This is a genomic window from Micromonospora zamorensis (assembly GCF_900090275.1).
Lineage (GTDB): Bacteria > Actinomycetota > Actinomycetes > Mycobacteriales > Micromonosporaceae > Micromonospora > Micromonospora zamorensis.
This window is the reverse complement of the sequence record NZ_LT607755.1, coordinates 57,901-76,476: the sequence shown is the minus strand read 5'-3', so window position 1 is coordinate 76,476 and position 18,576 is coordinate 57,901. Positions and strand designations below refer to the sequence as shown.

General features: G+C 69.5%; 18 protein-coding genes. 9 read left to right on the top strand and 9 right to left on the bottom strand.

Features of this window, described 5'->3' with window-relative positions; translation table 11 throughout:
• Window positions 1–32: 32 nt before the first annotated feature.
• On the bottom strand, window positions 33–1,877 hold the full coding sequence (locus GA0070619_RS00350) for a phosphoenolpyruvate carboxykinase (GTP) (RefSeq protein ID WP_088946203.1): 1,845 nt from the start codon (window positions 1,875–1,877) through the stop codon (window positions 33–35).
• 438 nt (window positions 1,878–2,315) lie between these two features.
• Here GA0070619_RS00350 and GA0070619_RS34000 point away from each other — a divergent pair, with 438 nt between their 5' ends.
• From GA0070619_RS34000 to GA0070619_RS00335, 3 genes are all read left to right on the top strand, one after another.
• Window positions 2,316–2,852, top strand: coding sequence for a GtrA family protein (locus GA0070619_RS34000; RefSeq protein ID WP_088951460.1), 537 nt, complete (start codon window positions 2,316–2,318; stop codon window positions 2,850–2,852).
• A 63-nt stretch (window positions 2,853–2,915) separates the two neighbouring features.
• Window positions 2,916–3,620: a GtrA family protein gene (locus GA0070619_RS00340; RefSeq protein ID WP_088946202.1), complete on the top strand. Its 705-nt coding sequence runs from the start codon at window positions 2,916–2,918 to the stop codon at window positions 3,618–3,620.
• Window positions 3,617–4,399, top strand: a complete 783-nt coding sequence (locus tag GA0070619_RS00335; protein WP_088946201.1) for a MaoC/PaaZ C-terminal domain-containing protein — start codon at window positions 3,617–3,619, stop codon at window positions 4,397–4,399. The genes GA0070619_RS00340 and GA0070619_RS00335 overlap by 4 nt, the downstream gene beginning before the upstream one ends.
• Window positions 4,400–4,444: 45 nt before the next feature.
• Here the strand turns inward: GA0070619_RS00335 and GA0070619_RS00330 are convergent, their stop codons facing one another.
• Complete coding sequence (locus GA0070619_RS00330) at window positions 4,445–5,017, bottom strand: PH domain-containing protein (RefSeq protein WP_088946200.1); 573 nt, start codon at window positions 5,015–5,017, stop codon at window positions 4,445–4,447.
• 174 nt (window positions 5,018–5,191) lie between these two features.
• Window positions 5,192–6,067, bottom strand: a complete 876-nt coding sequence (locus GA0070619_RS00325) for a biotin--[acetyl-CoA-carboxylase] ligase (RefSeq protein WP_088946199.1) — start codon at window positions 6,065–6,067, stop codon at window positions 5,192–5,194.
• 84 nt (window positions 6,068–6,151) lie between these two features.
• Here GA0070619_RS00325 and GA0070619_RS00320 point away from each other — a divergent pair, with 84 nt between their 5' ends.
• A complete protein-coding gene (locus GA0070619_RS00320; RefSeq protein ID WP_088946198.1) occupies window positions 6,152–7,735 on the top strand; it encodes an acyl-CoA carboxylase subunit beta in 1,584 nt (527 codons plus the stop codon).
• 160 nt (window positions 7,736–7,895) lie between these two features.
• Here GA0070619_RS00320 and GA0070619_RS00315 read toward each other — a convergent pair whose 3' ends face one another.
• From GA0070619_RS00315 to GA0070619_RS00300, 4 genes are all read right to left on the bottom strand, one after another.
• Window positions 7,896–8,750, bottom strand: a complete 855-nt coding sequence (locus GA0070619_RS00315; RefSeq protein ID WP_088946197.1) for a hypothetical protein — start codon at window positions 8,748–8,750, stop codon at window positions 7,896–7,898.
• Entirely contained in the window at window positions 8,743–9,243 is a 501-nt protein-coding gene (locus GA0070619_RS00310; RefSeq protein ID WP_088946196.1) for a SigE family RNA polymerase sigma factor, read from the bottom strand. The genes GA0070619_RS00315 and GA0070619_RS00310 overlap by 8 nt, the downstream gene beginning before the upstream one ends.
• A gap of 62 nt (window positions 9,244–9,305) precedes the next feature.
• Window positions 9,306–10,289, bottom strand: coding sequence for a ketopantoate reductase family protein (locus GA0070619_RS00305; protein WP_088951459.1), 984 nt, complete (start codon window positions 10,287–10,289; stop codon window positions 9,306–9,308).
• Between the two features lie 122 nt (window positions 10,290–10,411).
• Entirely contained in the window at window positions 10,412–11,155 is a 744-nt protein-coding gene (locus GA0070619_RS00300) for a M50 family metallopeptidase (RefSeq protein ID WP_088946195.1), read from the bottom strand.
• Window positions 11,156–11,255: 100 nt separating this feature from the next.
• Here GA0070619_RS00300 and GA0070619_RS00295 point away from each other — a divergent pair, with 100 nt between their 5' ends.
• Entirely contained in the window at window positions 11,256–11,801 is a 546-nt protein-coding gene (locus tag GA0070619_RS00295) for a Uma2 family endonuclease (RefSeq protein ID WP_088946194.1), read from the top strand.
• Between the two features lie 126 nt (window positions 11,802–11,927).
• The gene (locus GA0070619_RS00290) at window positions 11,928–12,680 is read left to right on the top strand and encodes a GH25 family lysozyme (protein ID WP_088946193.1); all 753 of its coding nucleotides are present in this window, start codon (window positions 11,928–11,930) and stop codon (window positions 12,678–12,680) included.
• Between the two features lie 82 nt (window positions 12,681–12,762).
• Here GA0070619_RS00290 and GA0070619_RS00285 read toward each other — a convergent pair whose 3' ends face one another.
• Both GA0070619_RS00285 and GA0070619_RS00280 read right to left on the bottom strand, forming a co-directional pair.
• Window positions 12,763–12,990, bottom strand: coding sequence for a hypothetical protein (locus tag GA0070619_RS00285; protein WP_088946192.1), 228 nt, complete (start codon window positions 12,988–12,990; stop codon window positions 12,763–12,765).
• A 65-nt stretch (window positions 12,991–13,055) separates the two neighbouring features.
• The gene (locus tag GA0070619_RS00280) at window positions 13,056–15,080 is read right to left on the bottom strand and encodes a serine/threonine-protein kinase (protein ID WP_088946191.1); all 2,025 of its coding nucleotides are present in this window, start codon (window positions 15,078–15,080) and stop codon (window positions 13,056–13,058) included.
• Window positions 15,081–15,170: 90 nt separating this feature from the next.
• Here GA0070619_RS00280 and GA0070619_RS00275 point away from each other — a divergent pair, with 90 nt between their 5' ends.
• The 3 genes from GA0070619_RS00275 (at window position 15,171) to GA0070619_RS00260 (ending at window position 18,464) form a co-directional block, all read left to right on the top strand.
• Window positions 15,171–15,365, top strand: a complete 195-nt coding sequence (locus tag GA0070619_RS00275; protein ID WP_088946190.1) for an acyl-CoA carboxylase subunit epsilon — start codon at window positions 15,171–15,173, stop codon at window positions 15,363–15,365.
• 89 nt (window positions 15,366–15,454) lie between these two features.
• Window positions 15,455–15,913: a hypothetical protein gene (locus GA0070619_RS00270; RefSeq protein WP_088946189.1), complete on the top strand. Its 459-nt coding sequence runs from the start codon at window positions 15,455–15,457 to the stop codon at window positions 15,911–15,913.
• Between the two features lie 1,450 nt (window positions 15,914–17,363).
• Window positions 17,364–18,464, top strand: a complete 1,101-nt coding sequence (locus GA0070619_RS00260; RefSeq protein ID WP_088951457.1) for a S8 family serine peptidase — start codon at window positions 17,364–17,366, stop codon at window positions 18,462–18,464.
• The last annotated feature ends 112 nt before the right edge of the window (window positions 18,465–18,576 follow it).

The window sequence follows — 18,576 nt, the reverse complement described above, 5'->3', positions numbered from 1 at the left end:
CCGATGTTGCCCGCAGGGGGCGCTCTTCACACCTACCGCTGCGGCTGTGCGGCGTCGAGGCGGGCGCGCAGCGCGTCCAGCTCGGCCCAGAGCACGCCCGGCAGCTTGTCACCGAACTTCTCGAACCACTCGGTGATCATCGGAAGCTCGTTGCGCCACTCGTCCGGGTCGACCTTCAGGGCGATCCGAACGTCCTCCGGGGTCATGTCCAGGCCCTCGACGTCCAGAGCGTCGGGTGCGGGAACCATGCCCACCGGCGTCTCGACCGCGTCGGCCGTGCCCTCGATCCGCTCGACGACCCACTTGAGCACCCGGGAGTTCTCCCCGAAGCCCGGCCAGAGGAACGAACCCTCCGGGTCCTTACGGAACCAGTTGACGTAGTAGATCTTCGGCAGCTTCGCCTCGTCGCCGTCGGTGCCCTTGCCCATCTCGATCCAGTGCCGGAAGTAGTCCCCGGCGTTGTAGCCGATGAACGGCAGCATCGCCATCGGGTCCCGCCGGACCACGCCAACGGCGCCGGACGCGGCAGCGGTGGTCTCCGAGGAGAGCGTGGCACCCATGTAGACGCCGTGCACCCAGTCGCGGGCCTCGGTCACCAGCGGGATGGTGTCCTTGCGGCGGCCACCGAAGAGGATCGCGTCGATCGGCACGCCGTTCGGGTCGAAGTACTCGTCGGCGAGGATCGGGCACTGGGTGATCGGGGTGCAGAAACGGCTGTTCGCGTGCGAGGAGAGGCCCTCGCTCTCCGGCGTCCAGTCGTTGCCCTTCCAGTCGATCAGGTGCGCCGGCGGCTCCCCCATGCCCTCCCACCAGACGTCACCGTCGTCGGTGAGGCCGACGTTGGTGAAGACGGAGTTGCCCCGGTCCAGGGTGCGCATGGCGTTGGCGTTGGTCTTCCAGTCGGTGCCGGGCGCCACACCGAACAGCCCGTATTCCGGGTTGACCGCGTAGAGGCGGCCGTCCGGGCCGAACCGCATCCAGGCGATGTCGTCGCCGATCGTCTCGACCTTCCAACCCGGGATGGTCGGCTCGACCATGGCCAGGTTGGTCTTGCCGCAGGCCGAGGGGAACGCGCCGGCGATGTGGTAGGTCTTGCCCTCCGGCGAGGTGATCTTGAGGATCAGCATGTGCTCGGCGAGCCAGCCCTCGTCCCGGCCCATCACGCTCGCGATCCGCAGCGAGTAGCACTTCTTGCCGAGCAGCGAGTTGCCGCCGTAACCCGAGCCGTACGACCAGATCTCCCGGGTCTCCGGGAAGTGCGAGATGTACTTCGTCTCGTTGCACGGCCAGGCGACGTCCTGCTGGCCGGGCGCGAGCGGGGCGCCGATCGAGTGCAGCGCGTGCACGAAGTCCGCGTCGTCACCCATCGCCTCGAGAACCCGGGCGCCCATCCGCGTCATGATCCGCATCGAGGCGACCACGTACGGGCTGTCGGTGATCTCGACACCGAACATCGGGGACTCGGCCTCGACCGGGCCCATGACGAACGGGATGACGTACATCGTCCGACCGCGCATCGAGCCGCGGTAGAGATCGGTCATCGTCCGCTTCATCTCCGGCGGCGACATCCAGTTGTTCGTGGGGCCGGCGTCCGCCTCGTCGACGGAGCAGATGTAGGTGCGCTCCTCGACCCGGGCGACGTCCGTCGGATCGGTACGCGCGTAGAACGAGTTGGGCTTCTTCTCCGGGTTCAGCCGGATGAGCGTTCCGGCCTCGACCAGCTCGTCGGTGAGGCGGCGCCACTCGTCGTCGGACCCGTCCACCCAGACCACACGATCGGGGGTGGTCAGTTCCGCGACCTCACGGACCCAGGCGAGCAGTTTCGGATGGGACGTCGGGGCCTGATCAATACCCCGCACAACAGCCGGAGCAACCATGACACATCTCCTTGTGGTCGACGCTGACCGATCTATGGGATGCACGAGACTCAGCGGCGCGATGCGTCGCCTTCGTGGAAACCTGGGATTGGCCTCAGCGTAAACCGGGCAGCCTTCCGAGTCAGTGGGACTGGTTGTGAAGAACTGCACAAGGTACGGCCACGCTGCGGCATCACGAGCTGATACCCGCTTTCCCGCGCAGTTTCACGCAAATCTTGTTGTGCACCCCGGCGGACGCTTGTTGCGGTCGGACCGTGACCTGCCCCGCCGACCGGTGCGTGGATTCCCGTTCCGGGGCGCGTCAGTCCTCCCAATTGGTTACGCTGCGTTCAACGGTTTCGCACAGGGTGATGGGCTCCTTCGAGCGACCACGCCTGCTCGCCGTTGCTACCCCTCTGACTGGTCGGCAACCGGTAGGCTCCCTCCGTGGCCGCCACGATGACCGGGGAGCAACCGGGACCCCGGCAGACCCGACAGGGTCTGGTCGGCAAACTGCTGGACCGCTTCGGCCACCTCGTCCGCGAGATGAGCAAGTTCGCCACAGTGGGCGGGATCGCCTTCATCATCGACTTCGCGCTCTTCAACTACCTGACGAGCAGTCGCGGCGTCGAGGAGTTGACGGCGAAGACCATCTCCACCGTGATCGCGGCCTCCGTCGCCTTCATCGGCAACCGGTTCTGGACGTGGCGACACCGTCAACGCAACAACCCGGCCCGTGAGTACGCGCTGTTCTTCCTGTTCAACGCGGTCGGCCTCGGCATCGCGGTGGCCTGCCTCGCGCTCAGCCGGTACGGGCTCGGCAGCATCTGGCCGTCCGTGTTCCAGACGCGTCTGGCCGACAACGTGGCCAGCTACATCGTCGGCACGGGACTCGGCACGCTGTTCCGATTCTGGTCGTACCGGCGGTTCGTCTTCGTCGAAGCGGGAACCCCGACTCTTCCGCAGGTGAAGCCCGAGCGTGACCACCGAGCGTGACCTGCCGCCCACCTCGTTCGGCCGGTGATCACCGGCCGCACCAACTGCCCTAAGGTGTTTCGCATGCGTCTTGTCCGTCTGCTGCCTGAGCGCTGGCAGAAGTTCATCCACGAGGCGCTCAAGTTCGGCATCGTCGGCGGCATCAACACTGTCATCAATTACGCGGTGTTCAATGCCCTTGCACTGACTGTTTTCGTCAATGGCCAGTTGAAGGCGACCGTGATCGCGACCATCGTCGCCACGATCACGTCGTACCTGATGAATCGGCACTGGACGTACCGGGATCGCCCGAAATCGGCACTTCGCCGGGAATACCTCCTTTTCTTCCTATTCAACGGTGCCGGCCTGCTCATTGAGCTTGGTGCCGTGGCCGCGGCCAAGTACGGCCTCGGCGTACACGGCCTCCTGGCACTGAACGTGGCCAAGACCGTCGGTGTCCTGCTGGCCACGCTGTTCCGGTTCTGGTCCTACCGAACCTTCGTCTTCCAACCCGTCGCACCGGTCGAGGAGGAGACGAAGCCCGACTCCACCTGGCACGGCATCCCGCGCGACGAGTGGGACACCATGGCGGAGATGGACCCGGTCGCTGAGCTCGCCGAGTCCGTGTCCGAGCTGGAGGAAGCGGAGTCCGTGCAACGCGGTGACCTACCGCCCGGCGCACCCACCCAGGGTCGGGCCACGCGGCCGGGCGTCAGCCCCGCCGCCGACCTGGACGCGGAACTCGCCGCGGAACTGCACGCCGGCACCCGCCGCTCGCCCCGCCGGTGACGACACCCGCCACGCGCTCCGGCACCGGGCAACCCGCCGAGCTGTTCTTCGAGGATCTCGTCCCGGGGCTCACCGTCGATCTCGGCGTGGTCACCGTGGACGGCGACGAGATGGTCGCCTTCGCCCGCCGCTTCGACCCGCAGTGGTACCACGTCGATACCGACCTGGCCGGGGAGAGCCGGCACGGTGGGTTGATCGCGAGTGGCTTCTACACGGTCAGCCTGTTCATGCGCGCGTACGTCGACCACCTGCTGTCCCGGGCTGCCGCGGACGCCTCCCCCGGTCTGGAGGAGCTGCGCTGGCTCGCTCCGGTGCGCGCCGGGGACCGACTCGCCGTCCGCGTCGACGTGATGGGCGCCCGGCCGTCCACCGCCCGCCCAGGGCTGGGCACCGTCAGCCTCACCGGCACCATGCTCCGCCTCGGCCCGGACGACCGGCCCGAGCAGGAGGTGCTGCGGACCCGCTTCCGCGGCTGGTTCGCCGCCCGACCGACCGAAGCCGAACCAGCCGGCCCGGCCGAACCAGCCGGCCCGGCCGAACCAGCCGGCCCGGCCGAACCAGCCGGCCCGGCGGAACCGGCCGAACCAGCGGGCCCGGCCGACCCACCCGAGGCGGATCTGCCCGAGGCTGACCGGCCCGACGACGGCCCGACCGGCGCCGACCAGCCCGCGAGAGACCCAGCCGAGACCAGCCCGGACGGGCCCGACCCAGCCGAGACCAGCCCGGACGGGCCCGAACAGCCCGAAGGCGGCCCGGCGAAGGCCGAACCACACGACTGACCCGCCCCGACTCCGGCCAGGGCGGGCCTCAGTCGGCGCGGACGATCAGGTCGTGGTGTCGCGCAGCGGCTTTCCCTCGCGCATGTCGGCGAGGATGTCGCGCATCTCCCCGTCACCCAGCGAGTGCTTGTCGTGCTGTGCCTCGACCAGCTCGTACAGGGTGGTCTGCACACGACCGACCCCCGGCACGTCGGCGAGCACCGACTGGCCGCGCTCGCCGGCCGACTCGATGGTCAACGTGCCGCAGCCGAGCAGCCGCTCGAAGAAGTGCTGGTTCATCGAGTGGTCGTTGATCCGGGTGAGTGGGAGGTCCCGCCGGTCCCGGGAGAAGACACCCTGCTGGAGCAGCACGCGCTCGTTGGTGAACAGGTAGTGGGTGGTCCGCCAGACCAGGAACGGCCACAGACCGAGCCAGAGCACCGCGACCAGGGCGATCACCCCGATCACGGCGATCGCGATCGACCCGCCGCTACTCTCGGGCAGCAGGAGCACGCCGACCACCACCGCGGCGATGGCCAGCACCAGCACCACGATCGGCCGGATCAGTGCCTTCCAGTGCGGATGCAGGTGCAGCACGACGTGCTCGTCCTTGGTGAGCACGTCTTCTGGAAACGCCACGGGGAACCTCCAACGCCTTCTTCTCGACGCGCAGACGGTAAACCCCCCAGGGCCCACCACAACATCCGCCACGCGGCCCCACCCCGCTCTTCCCGATCATGCACGTCGGGCCGGTGCCCTGCGGCTCTCGCCCGTCGCGCGTGGGCGGCGACCGCAAGATCGCGAGAGGGTGGATCAGCGCAGGTGGAGGACGTCGCCAGCGGCCAGGGTGCGGGTGGCCGCCGGGGTGGCCACCTGAAGCTGGCCGTCCCGGTCCACCCCGGTGGCGGTGCCGGTCAGAACCTCCCCGTCGGGGAGCAGGACGCGCACCTCACGACCAACCGTTCCGCACGCCGCCAGATAGGCGTCACGCAGGCCGCTGGCCACCGCGTCGCCGCCCGCCGAACGCCAACGCTCGTACCACTCGGCCACCGCGCGCAGCAGGGCCCGCAGCAACGGGTCCCGGTCGGTTGCCACCGCGCCGGCCAGCTGCAGCGAGGTGGCCGGCAACCCGGTCGGGTTGACCGGCAGCTCGTCGGCGCGCAGCGTCACGTTCAGCCCGATGCCGAGCACGATGGCCGGCGGTTCGTCGGGCGAACGACCCGGCACGACCTCGGCCAACACGCCCGCACACTTTGCGCCGTCGATCAGCAGGTCGTTGGGCCACTTCAGGGAGGCCTCCAGCTCGGCCAACCGGGCCACCGCCTCCACCAGCGCCACCCCGGCCAGCAACGGCAGCCACCCGTACCCCGTGGGTGTCACCGGCAGCCAGCCGCGGTCCGGCACGGCCTCGCCGGGTCGTAGCAGCACGCTGGTGGCGATGCCGGCGCGCGCCGGCGACTGCCAGACCCGACCGCGCCGGCCACGCCCGGCGGTCTGCTGCTCGGCGACCACGACCAGACCCTCGGGCTCGCCGGCCCGGGCGGCCTCGGCCACGTCGGCGTTGGTGGAGCCGGTCTCGGCGCGCAGCTCCAGCCGGGCCCACGGCCCGTTCGGCGCGATCAACGCGCGGCTCAGCCGGGCCGCCGACAGCGGCGGGCGGTCCAGATTGGTGTACGGGGAGCCCGACATTCCGCCAGCCTACGACGGTCGCCACGGCGGCACTGAGGCGTACTGCACAGCGGCACCGACCTGAACCATCGTTATATTCCCTGGGTGACTACCGAGACCGGGACCAACATCCACAGCACTGCCGGCAAGCTGGCGGACCTGGAGCGCCGGGTCGACGAGGCGGTGCACGCCGGGTCGGCCCGCGCGGTCGAGAAGCAGCACGCGCGCGGCAAGAAGACCGCCCGCGAGCGGATCGAGATGCTGCTCGACGAGGGCTCCTTCGTCGAACTCGACGAGTTGGCCCGGCACCGGTCCACGGCCTTCGGGCTGGAGAAGAACCGCCCGTACGGCGACGGTGTGGTCACCGGCTACGGCACGGTGGACGGCCGGCAGGTGTGCGTCTTCGCCCAGGACTTCACGGTCTTCGGCGGCTCGCTCGGCGAGGTCTTCGGCCAGAAGATCGTCAAGGTGATGGACCTCGCCATGAAGATCGGCTGCCCGGTGGTCGGCATCAACGACTCCGGTGGCGCGCGCATCCAGGAGGGCGTGGTCTCGCTCGGCCTCTACGGTGAGATCTTCTTCCGCAACGTGCGGGCCTCCGGCGTCATCCCGCAGATCTCTCTGGTGATGGGGCCCTGCGCCGGCGGCGCCGTCTACTCCCCGGCGGTCACCGACTTCACCGTGATGGTCGACCAGACCTCGCACATGTTCATCACCGGCCCCGACGTGATCAAGACGGTGACCGGCGAGGACGTCGGCATGGAGGAGCTGGGCGGGGCACGCACACACAACTCCCGCAGCGGCAATGCGCACTACCTCGCCAGCGACGAGGAGGACGCGGTCGACTACGTCAAGGCACTGCTGTCGTACCTGCCGTCGAACAACCTCGACGAGCCGGTGGTCCTCGAGGCTCTCGCCGACCTCACCGTCAGCGACGAGGACCGGGCCCTGGACACCCTGATCCCGGACTCGGCCAACCAGCCGTACGACATACACACGGTGATCGAGCACGTCCTCGACGACGGGGAGTTCCTGGAGGTCCAGCCGCTCTACGCGCAGAACATCGTGGTCGGCTACGGCCGGGTCGAGGGACGGCCGGTGGGCGTGGTGGCCAACCAGCCGATGCACTTCGCCGGCACCCTGGACATCGCCGCCTCGGAGAAGGCCGCCCGGTTCGTCCGCACCTGCGACGCGTTCAACATCCCGGTGCTGACCTTCGTGGACGTGCCCGGCTTCCTGCCCGGCACCGGCCAGGAGTGGGACGGCATCATCCGCCGGGGCGCCAAGCTCATCTACGCGTACGCCGAGGCGACCGTCCCCAAGGTCACCGTGATCACCCGCAAGGCGTACGGCGGGGCGTACGACGTGATGGGTTCCAAGCACCTCGGCGCGGACCTGAACTTCGCGTGGCCGACCGCCCAGATCGCCGTGATGGGCGCGCAGGGCGCGGTGAACATCCTCTACCGCTCCGAACTGGCCGGCGCCGACGACCCGGCGGCGGTCCGGGCCGAGAAGATCGCCGAGTACGAGGACACCCTGGCCAACCCGTACGTGGCGGCCGAGCGCGGGTACATCGACTCGGTGATCCCCCCGCACGAGACGCGCACCCAGATCGTCCGGGCGCTGCGGGTGCTGCGCACCAAGCGGGAGACCCTGCCTCCCAAGAAGCACGGCAACATCCCACTCTGAGCCTTTGTGGCGGCCCCTGCGGCCCCTGATCGCGCCTGATCGCGCCTGATCCGCGCAACTTCAGCGTTGTTGCTGCCTCCGGGCGCCGGGAGGCACCAACATCCCTGATGTTGCGCGGATCATCGCCGCATGTTGCTCGGGTCGAGCGCCTCGGTTGGGGTCAGCAGGCCGGGTTGGCGGCGGCGCACATCCGGGCTGCCGCCGCCACGGCGAGCTGGCGGAGTTTCGCCTCGGTGCCGCCATCTGCAATGCGGAGCAGCGAGACAGTGTCACCGACCCGGACGATGGCCAGGAGGGTCGGCGGCGGTGCATTGCCGAACGTCTGCCCGGTCTGCACGTCCCGAGCAGCCGTGAACGTGTCCCGCAGGATGGCGGCGTCGTCCCCCGCGAAGCCCCGCTGCACCACCGCCCACCGGTGGATCACCTCCACGGTGTGGGTGCTGTCCACCGTCTCCAGCTGTGAGACGCTTCGCCACTCGGCGCACGGCGCGACCAGGTCGTCCAGACTGGTGAAGAGCTGTCGAGCCGTCTGTGGTTCCAGCCTGAAGAGATCCTGCATGGCCAGGGCGTCGCCCGGCACCAGGACGCCCTGGGTGGCCTTCCGCATGAGGGTCTGTGAACGGGACAGGATGGACATCTGCCAGCCGTCCGATTGCCCCTGGCTCGTCCGGCAACGGCCGAGCGTATCGTCCAGCCGGACCGGCTCGCCCAGCCCTGCCTGGCTGAGCTGCACGTAAACCGGCTCCGGCAGGTCGGTCGGCTGCAGCAGGGCATCGGTGGTGATCTCGTGCCGGGTGGGCGAGGCGGAGGCGGCCGGGTGCACCGATGGCGGGGACGTCCTCGGCGCGGCGACCGCCACGGCGGAAACCCCGGCGAGGGCCAGCACGACGGTGGACACCACGATCCTGCGCTGGCTGCGGCGACGGGCTCGGGCGCGGATCTCCTCCGGGCTGGGCCAGCGCACGTCGAGCAGGTCCCGCCGGACGTGTTCGACGAAGGTCGGTTCGTCACGCATCGGTGGCCTCCTCCAGGTCAGAGACGGCGAGCAGACCGGCGAGCGCAGTGCGCCCCCGGGAGAGTCGGGCCTTGACCGTGCCCACCGGGGCCGCGGTCTCCCGTGCCACCTCGGCGACCGGCATGCCGACCAGGTAGTACAGGGCGATGGCGACGCGTTGCTCCTCGGGTAGCAGACGCAGCGCGGCGACCACCTCGACGGTGTCGGTGCCCGGGCCGGGAACGGTCTCGACGGCCCCGTGTCGCAGGTACGCGCGAGCACGACTGCGCAGGCTGCGCCACCGGCTGACCGCGATGCGGCTGGCCACGACCCGCACCCACGCCTCCGGGTCGTCGTACCGGCTCACCGTCGACCAGCGCTGCCACGCCCTGATGTACGCCTCCTGCACGGCGTCCTGCGCCTCGCCCCGGTCGCCGGTGAGGGCGTAGACGAACCCGAGCAGCCGTTGACGGCTCCCCCGGTAGAACTCGTCGAACCCGTCGACGTCCGGCACCCGCTACCTCCCCGTGTCGCTCGCAGGGAACACGCGCCGGGCAGGGTCGTCGGTTGCCCCGATCAGGCGATCATCTTCTCCAGCTCGACGAGCGGGAACGCGCCAGCCGCGATCCGCTCGCGGACCGCCCGGCGTACGGCCCGCTGGACGGCGACGTTGACCGGGGTCGCCACGCCGTGCAGCCGTCCCAGCAGCGCGATCTCGCCGTTGAGGTGGTCAACCTCGGTCGAGCCGGTGCCCCGGGCCAGGCTCTGCCAGGTGGAGCCACCCGAGCGGGCCTCGCCGTCGACCGGGCGCTGCCCCACCAGGTCACCGCGTTCGGCCTTCTCCTCCTCCGGCGAGGTGTGCACGATCCCGGCGGCGGCGAGCGCGGCGACACCTTCGGCGCGTACCCGCTCAACTAACGCGTCCGGGATGCCCTGCCCGAGCAGCGCCTGGAGGCCGTTGCCGAGGTTGCTGAGCAGCTTGCCGTACTTCCAGCGCAGCACGTCCGCGCGCACCGGGGCGACGAAACCGGCGGCGTCCAGATCCGCGGCGATCGCCCGGTCGGTGTCGTCGGCGCCGCCCGGGTAGCGACCGATGTGGAGCATCCCGGGGTGCGGGTAGCCGTTGGCGACAACCACGCCCGGGTCCAGATGGGTGGCCGGCAGCCAGACACAGACCGGGTGCACGTCGGCGAAGAGGCGTAGCGCCGCTCGCTCGTTCGCCACCCCGTTCTGGGCGGTCACCAGCGGCAACCGCTCGCCCGCCGTACCGCCGCCGACCACCGGGGCGTCCACCCAGGCGGCCAGCGCACCGGCGGTGTCCTGCGACTTGACGGTGAGCACCAGCACCGTGTCCGAAGGCAGTAGCCGCTCGTCGGGCCCGTCCACGGCGGTGAGCCGGGCGGTGACCTCACCGTCGGGCTGCCGCAGGGTCAGACCCCGCGCACGAATCGCGTCCAGGTGAGCGCCCCGGGCCACCAGTGTCACGTCCCTGCCGGCCTCGGCGAGCCGTACGCCGATGGTCCCGCCTACCGCACCCGCGCCAATGATCACGTACCGCATGACGCCCATTCTGCCCGCCGCCACCCCTCCCGCCGTCGATCATGGAGTTGTGGTGCCTGGCTGCGGAGGTATTGCGGCGGCCCACCACAACTCCTTGATCGACCCGGACGGAGGCCGGGGGGTCAGAGCGTCAGGCCTGCATCGGTGAGGATCGGGCCGGTCAGGAGCAGGGCGCCTGTGATCAGGGCGGCCAGGTTGACCAGGGCGAAGACGGTCACCCAGAAGAACGCCGGGAACGGGGTCAGCCCCGCGAGCTGGTCGGCGTCGGAGGCGGGCATCCGGCCGCGCGACCGCAGCCGTTGCAGCTCCACCACCGGTCGCACCCCGCCGAGCAGCAGAAACCACACCCCGGCGTACGCGAACGCGGCCTGCACCTGCGGGGTGGCGTACCAGGAGACGGCGAACACCAGCGCGCCGGTGACCAGCAGCGACACCACGCCGAAGGCGTTGCGGATCATGATGAGCATGGCGAGCAGCAGCGCCACAGCGACCCAGAGCAGCAGGGTGATCCGGTTGCCGCCGAGCAGCCACGCACCGGCCAACCCGACCAGGGGCGGGGCGACGTATCCGGCGAGCAGGGTGAGGATCATGCCGGGGCCGGTGGGGCGCCCGGCGGAGAGCGTGAGCCCCGAGGTGTCCGAGTGCAGCCGGATACCGCGCAGCTTGCGGCCGGTGAGCAGGGCGACGAGCGCGTGTCCGCCCTCGTGGGCGATGGTGATGGCGTTACGGGCGATCCGCCAGGGCAGTCGGGTGGACACCACCACCAGCGCGACGGCCCCGGTGATCAGCACCAGCAGCGGGGGCGGGTCCGGCTGCGCGCCGAACAGCGTGTCCCACAGGTCGCCCAGCCCGTCGATCGACATCATGGGGCGCGAGCCTACCGGCGGCGTTCCGTGTCGCTCCCGAGGCACCGGCTCGTAGTGCCTGAGACGGATCGGGTGGCCATGAAGGCAGAGGTGATTACAGATGGGTTCGTTGTCCTTGGAACACCACATCGGACTCTGGACCGAGGCCGACTACTTCGCCCTGGGTGAAACCCCGGACCGGATCGAGCTGCTCGACGGGAGCCTGCTTCTGAGCCCGGTCCCGAGTAAGCGCCACCAGTTGGTATCGCGCCGGCTGGCCGACCATGTCGAGCGCGCGGCCGACGGCCTCGCCGTCTTCGGAGCGGTCAACGTGCGGCTCGGGGTGGATCGGATCGTCATCCCCGATGTGGTTGTCGCGGACACCGACGACGAGGGCACGGCGGTGGAGGCTGCCGAGGTGGTGCTCGTCTGCGAGATCGTCTCGCCCGGCAACGCCGCCGCCGACCGGCTGGTCAAGATGCAGCTCTACGCCATTGCGCGAATCCCCTGGTATCTGCTGGTTGAGCAGGACGGGGACGGTCACTCGTTGCGGCTGTTCCGGCTGGACGGTGAGCACTACGTCGAGGACCAGGTGGCAAAGCCGGGCGAGACTCTGACCGTCGTCGAGCCGTTCCGTTGGCAGCTCGACCCGGCCGCTCTGCGCTGAACCACCCTCTCCACGGCCACGGGGCCTTCACGACCCGCCGATGAAGCTTTTCTCTGCTCGCCTTGCGATCTAGGGCACTTACCTCCAAAGATGGTTGTCGATAGAGCGACATCCTTGGAGGCACTCATGGCCCGTACCCGATCACCGCTGCGCCGCGCACTCGCGGCCGGCCTCACCGTCCTCGCCACCGCGGCGGCGGCCCTGGTCGCGACCGCCGGACCGGCGGCCGCCGCCACCACCCCGGGCGTCGACGTATCCAACTACCAGGGCGCAATCAACTGGACCAGCGTCCGCAACGCGGGCATCCAGTTCGCCTTCATCAAGGCGACAGAGGGCACCAGCTACAAGGACCCGCGCTTCAACGCGAACTACGTCAACTCGTACAACGCCGGGGTGATCCGCGGGGCGTACCACTTCGCCCGGCCGAACATCTCCGCAGGCTCCACCCAGGCCAACTACCTGGCCTCCAACGGTGGCGCCTGGTCGGCGGACAGCCGCACCCTGCCGGCGGCCCTGGACATCGAGGGCAACCCGTACGCCGGCGGCTACTGCTACGGGCTCAGCACGACCGGAATGCGCAACTGGGTGCAGGACTTCCTGAACACCTACCGCTCCCGCACCGGCCGGTACGCGGTCATCTACACCACCGCCAGCTGGTGGAACCAGTGCACCGGCAGCTGGACCGGCCCGTGGGCGAACCACCCGCTCTGGCTGGCCCGCTGGTCGAGCACGCCGGGTGCCCTACCGGCAGGCGCGTCGGTGTGGAGCTTCTGGCAGTACACCAGCACCGGGGCCGTGTCGGGGATCAGCGGCAACGTGGACCGCAACTACTGGAACGGCGACCGGAGTCGACTGATCGCGTTGGCCAACAACACCTGACCGGGCCGTTGGCGGCAGCGGGATCGACGGTCACCACACGGTCGACAATCGGTCCGGCTGCCGCCACACACCGGGCTACGGGTCAGGCCCGCCGCCGGCTCAACGCCGGCACCACAGCTTCCTCACGGGCCAACGCGCCCCTGCGGGTGAGCCGCCAGGCGGCCACCCCGAAACCGGCAACGATCACGACGCCGAACAGTGCGATGAGCGCCGGAATCCCCATGGTGACCAGCAGCAGAATCGCGTCGCCGAGCGCGACGAGCATCCACAGTGCCAGCCGAGGCCGGGCGTCCCTCCGTCGGTAACCCATGTCGTGCCTCCCTCCGTCGTCGAAGGTCAATTACCCAGGACGGCGCAAGGTCATGCGAATCAGTTTCAGTCCTGACGGTCGGGCACGAAACCCTTGGCGATGCGGTCGAAGTTCGGCAGGTTGGCTTGCCAGTCCTTCTCCGCGATCTCCCACCGCAGGGCGTAGCCGCGGTTCTTGGCCGTCACGAACCCACGGTTACGGACGTGGATCCGCTGCCCGTCCCGGGTCTCCAGCCACTCCCAGTCCCCGCAGGTCTTCCAAAAGTCGCAGCCGACGATGCCGAGTAACTTGTAGTTGCCAACGAGGTTCTTGCGGTTCGGCTCCTGCTCCCGCCAGTCCGCGACCGCATCCTTCTTCGGGGAAGGGGTCCACTGCACGAGCAGCTTTCCCGGCCCGTTGGACTGGTTGAAGACGACCGTGTTGCCGTTGACCTGGCTACGCACCCAACCGTCGGGCATCGGCAGGGCGAAGCCGGCCGGGTCCCGGTGCAGCTTCCAGCCCGCCGGCAACGCGTTCGGGTCGACCGAGGGGGTGGCCGAGGCGGACGGACTCGGGGCACCGCTGGTGGGCGGCGGAGGCGCGGCAGCGGTGGTCGGTGCGGGCGCGGACGTCGCGGCGGCCCCGGTCGGGTTGGCCTGCGGGGTCTTGTCGTCACCCTTGCTGAGCAGCGGCACGATCACCACGAGGCCGACCAGCAGCAGCGCGACCAAGGCCCCGATCAGCACGTTGCGTCGGGTGTTGCTCGGCCTCGTACCGCCGTACGTCGGCACCGCCGCACGACCGGCCGGGCTCACCGGCGGCATGAGCGACGTCGGCGTCGACGGCTTGCGCTGTTCCGGAGCCACCGGCGGGCCGTCGACGACCGTCGGCTCGTCGTCGGGGGTGCTCGTGCCGTCGCCGGTGTTCGTCGTACTGTCGCCGGTCGTGTCGCCAGTGGCCGCGACCTTCGTGGTCGGCTCGGCATCGGACGGGCGGTCGATCGTGGCGGTCGGCTCGGCCGGCACCGCCGCGGTCGGGTCGGCGTCGTCCACACCGGACGGAACGACAGTCGTCGGCGTGGCGTCGGCGGCAGAGGTCGTGCCAGAGGCAGAGGTTGCGGCAGCGGCGGAGGTTGCAGCGGAGGTTGCGGCAGCGGCCGGCGGCGGCGGCGACACCGGCCGGTCGACACTCTCGGCAGGTCGCGGCGCCGGCACCACCGGCAGGCGCGGCTCGCGCGGGCCGTTCGGCCCCGGCCGGCGTACGCCATCGAGCAGTGAAATCCCGCGCGCCCGCTTGCCCCCGGCGCGGCGCAGCAACCGCTCCGCCACCTCGGCGGTGATCCGCTCGTTCGGGTCCTTGCGCAGCAGCCCGTTGAGCACGGCCTTGAGCGGGCCGGCGTTCTTCGGCGGCGGGATCGGCTCGGTGGCCAGCGCGGCCAGGGTGCCGATCGCCGACGGCCGAGCGTACGGAGACTTGCCCTCCACGGCCGCGTAGAGCGTCGCGCCCAGCGACCACAGGTCGGCCTCCGGCCCGGCGGTGCCGTCACGGGCACGCTCCGGGGAGATGTACGCCGGTGAGCCGAGGACCATGCCGGTGCGGGTCACATTGGGGTCACCCGGGATCGTGGCGAGACCGAAATCGGTCAACACCACCCGCCCGTCGTCACCGAGTAACACGTTGCCCGGCTTGACGTCGCGGTGCATGACGCCCGCCTTGTGCGCGGCGCTCAGGGCACCCAGCACACCGAGGCCGATCTCCACCGTCTGGGCCACCGACACCGGGCCGTCTTCGGCGAGAGTGTCCTGCAACGACTTCGACGCCACGTACTCCATGACGATCCACGGATCGCCATCGGTGCGCAGCACGTCGAAGATGCGGACGACATTGGCGTGGTTGAGCCGGGCGATGGCCCGGGCCTCCCGCAACGAGCGCTCCCGCATCTCGCGGCGCTCCTCGTCGGTGAGACCGGGCGGCGGCACCAACTCCTTGATGGCGACGTCCCGGTGCAGCACCTCGTCGCGCGCCTTCCACACCCGGCCCATGCCGCCCTGGCCGAGCGGCGACAGAAGCCGGTATCGGTCAGCGACAAGTTGGGGAAGCGCGTTCGACATCGGTGAGACGGTACCCGGACCCGCCGACGCTCACACCGCCGGCACGCCACTGTCCGCTTCCCGCAACTTCGCCCCGCGTACCCTGGCGTCATGTCTGCCGAAGAGCCGCTGATCCGGGTCGTCCGCGGCGTACCCACCGCCGAGGAACTGGCCGCCCTCGTGGGGGCGATCGTCGTCCGCTCCCGCCCGGCCACGGCCCCCGCACCGGCGACCACGTCCGCCTGGGCGCGCAGCGGCCGACCGGCCAGCTCCCGCGGGTGGCGCGCCGCAGGCCTGCCCCGCTGACCCGACCCGCCCGGGCGGGGGCTGCCAGGGGCACGCCCAGCCGTTACCCTCACTCAGAGAAGCGGTGCCGTCACAGGTAGGGAGGATCCATGATCCCCGAAGAGGGCCGGCCAGCGCCCTGGCTGCGCGGTTACGGCGGCATCGAGGCCGACATCAGCCAACTGCGCGACTTCGCCGACCGGCTCGCCGCCGAGGTCGAGAGCAACTACGCGCCACACCTGTCGTACATCGCCGAGGACATGTCCGCGAAGCTGCCCAACCCGTGCGACGCGTTCGTCGAGCTGGTCACGTTCCTGCACGCGCACCACGAGACGCAGCAGGCCACCGCCGACATGGTCTACGCCGTCCGGGGCGCCACCGGCCACCTGGCCGCCGCCGCCGATCGGGTCGCCACCCACTACGCCGACAGCGACGCCTTCACCGCCGCCCGCGTCGTCGACGTGCGACGGGCCCTCGCCGACCCGAGCACCGTCCTGCCCGGCCGCCCGACACCCATGCTGACCGACCCGACCGGCCCCGACGCCGAAGGACCGGTGGTGCTGCCGTGATCGAACGGGGCACCGGCCGCACCTCCGGCCTCACCGACTGGCAGCTCATGGACGTCAACAGCATGTGGGCCTGCCTGCACGACCACGACACCGCCAACCACTGGAAACAGGTCGCCGGCTGGCGCAAGGTCTGCGACCTGGCGCAGATCCACCTCGGCCGCCTCCAGGAATACCGGCGCGGGCTCGCCGAGGCCTGGCCACCCGAGACCAGCGCCGCCTCCAGCACGTACCTCGCCGAACTCGACCAGCTGATCGACAAGGTGCGGCGCACCCACGATGCAGCCGCCGCGAACTACACCGCCCTGTCCGCCGCCACCCAGGCCATCGGCACCACCCGCGCCGCGCTCGGCAAGATCTACGAGGAGTACGCGGCCAAGCTCCAGCAGAAGCAGGCGTACGACTCGATGGCCGCCGACCCGAAAGCCGTGATGGGCAACCGGGTCACCGAGGCACCCGTTACGGACGGCGAGCTGGAACGGCTGAATTCGCAGGCACGGGCCATGATGTTCAGCCTCAGCGGAGAACTTCAACAAGCCCAAGCGACGCTCCAAAAACCACCGCCGCCGCCTCTACGCCCGAGAAGAGATCCCTCAGACCCAGACGTCTATAGCGCCACCGCTCCAATAATTCCTCCGATTCTTCCGATGCCTATGCCCGCCCGTGCGGCCCCACAGCCACCGTCGCCCACTGTGGCGACTGGCCCGCTACCCACCCAGGCCACGCCCATAACGGGTCCGATACTTGGCGGCACCAGTGCTGGAGTGGTGCCACCACCAGCCAGTCTTGGAGCACCGGGCGCCGGAGTTCCCATCTCGCCGACCAGCATCGGGCTGTCACCGCCTCTGCCACCTGGTCCGATAATTAGATCCTCAGCTCCACCTCCAAGCGAAGGCTCCGGAGCAAACAGCCGTACGATCGGCGGAATAAGAGACGGAGTTCCGCACACGCCGCCGCCAACGCGAGCGATGCCGCCAGGTGGCCTTATTGGAGGGGCGCCCGGCATTGGTCTCGGCCAACCTGCATCCCCCACTAACTCGACACGAAGAGTTAATCCGATCGGGGGCGTGATTGGTGGCGGTGGTGCCGGCACCACGCCAACTGGTGGGGCGGGCTCTCGCCCAGGCGGAGGTCGCGGCCTACCCGGAGGTCAGCACTTGCCGCCAATAGGTGGCGCTCCCGGCTCTGGCGGCGCATCGAACCTTGGGCCTAGCTACCCACCCGGCCACCCTATGAGGCACAGGCAGGAACAGGACGAACACCGACACGCCTGGGATCCGGACCAGCCATGGGAGACTGAGAAGGGGGTAGAGCCTGTCGTCCGACCCCCCGAGGAACAGAGCCCGCCCGACCCTGGCCCAGCCATTGGCTTTAATCGGTAATGCACTACTACACACTGCCCTCGAAAATGCTGGCGGCCATCTCCGCAGTAGCAGTTTTCGCTTTTCATCCCATGGAAAGAAGCAGTCAGAACTCAAGCAACAACCCCAGCCAGGCCCAGCGAATCAGGTCGGATCAGTGGCACTTGGGCTACCTCAAGGCCCCCGACGCGCAGCTCCTCAGCCGGGGAGCAGGAGTAACTGTCGCGGTTCCAGATACCGGCGTCCAACCACACCCTGATCTACACCGAAATCTCCTTGTAGGGACTGACATCATCGCCGGCGGCGACGGCAACGGTCAGCAGGACCAGAACAGTCACGGCACTGGCATGGCCGGTCTCATCGCTGCTCACGGACAGGGGGCAGATCTAGGGGCCCTAGGCATCGCGCCGGATGCCCACATTCTGCCTATTCGAGACACGCCTGTTGACGGTCGGGGTGACCCTGAAAAATTGGCCGCCGGCATCGATTTCGCCGTACACAACGGGGCTGACATAATCAGCATATCTTCGGTGGGTGGCGCAGGGATCCCTTTACAACGATCCATCAAGGCCGCACTTGCAGCAAATGTCATAGTGGTGGCATCCGCTGGCAATGTCCCGCAAGACTCCGCAGTTGGTTATCCAGCCTCAGAAGACGGCGTTATCGCTGTTGGTGGAGTCGACCGGGATGGGAACCGCGCTGCTGTCTCCGTTACCGGACCGGAGATTGACGTGGTCGCACCTGCGGTCGACATCTACAGCACGAGCATCGACGGCAAGTACCGCAAAGGGACTGGGACCTCTGACGCGACGGCGATCGTGGCAGGGGCGGCGGCCTTGATCAGGTCGAAGTACCCCTATCTGCCCGCACGTGAGGTAGCGCACCGGCTCACTGCGACCGCCGTCGACAAGGGCCCGCCTGGGCGTGACGACGAGTACGGCTATGGCGTGATCGACCTGGTGGCGGCACTGACCGCAGACGTACCGCCGCTTGGGTTTGAGTCTGTGAGCGCGCCGGCCGGTGCTGGCCCGTCGACGACGGCGGCCGGGCAGCGGCCGGGTGATGATGGCAGCGGCGCGACGGCACGTGGCCTGGCCACTCTGGGCGTGATCGTGGCTACCGGGGTGGCTTGGGCGGTGGTGGCGCGGCGTCGGCGTCGCAGTGATGATCCGCCGCCCAGAATTAGTCGCTGATCGGTCTGCGGCAGGCTGATCGACTCGGGTTTCTTGATGTCGCGGTATCCAGGCCAGCAGGACACCGCGATTTCAAGGAACCCGAGTCGATCAAAGGCGAGCCCGAGTCTTG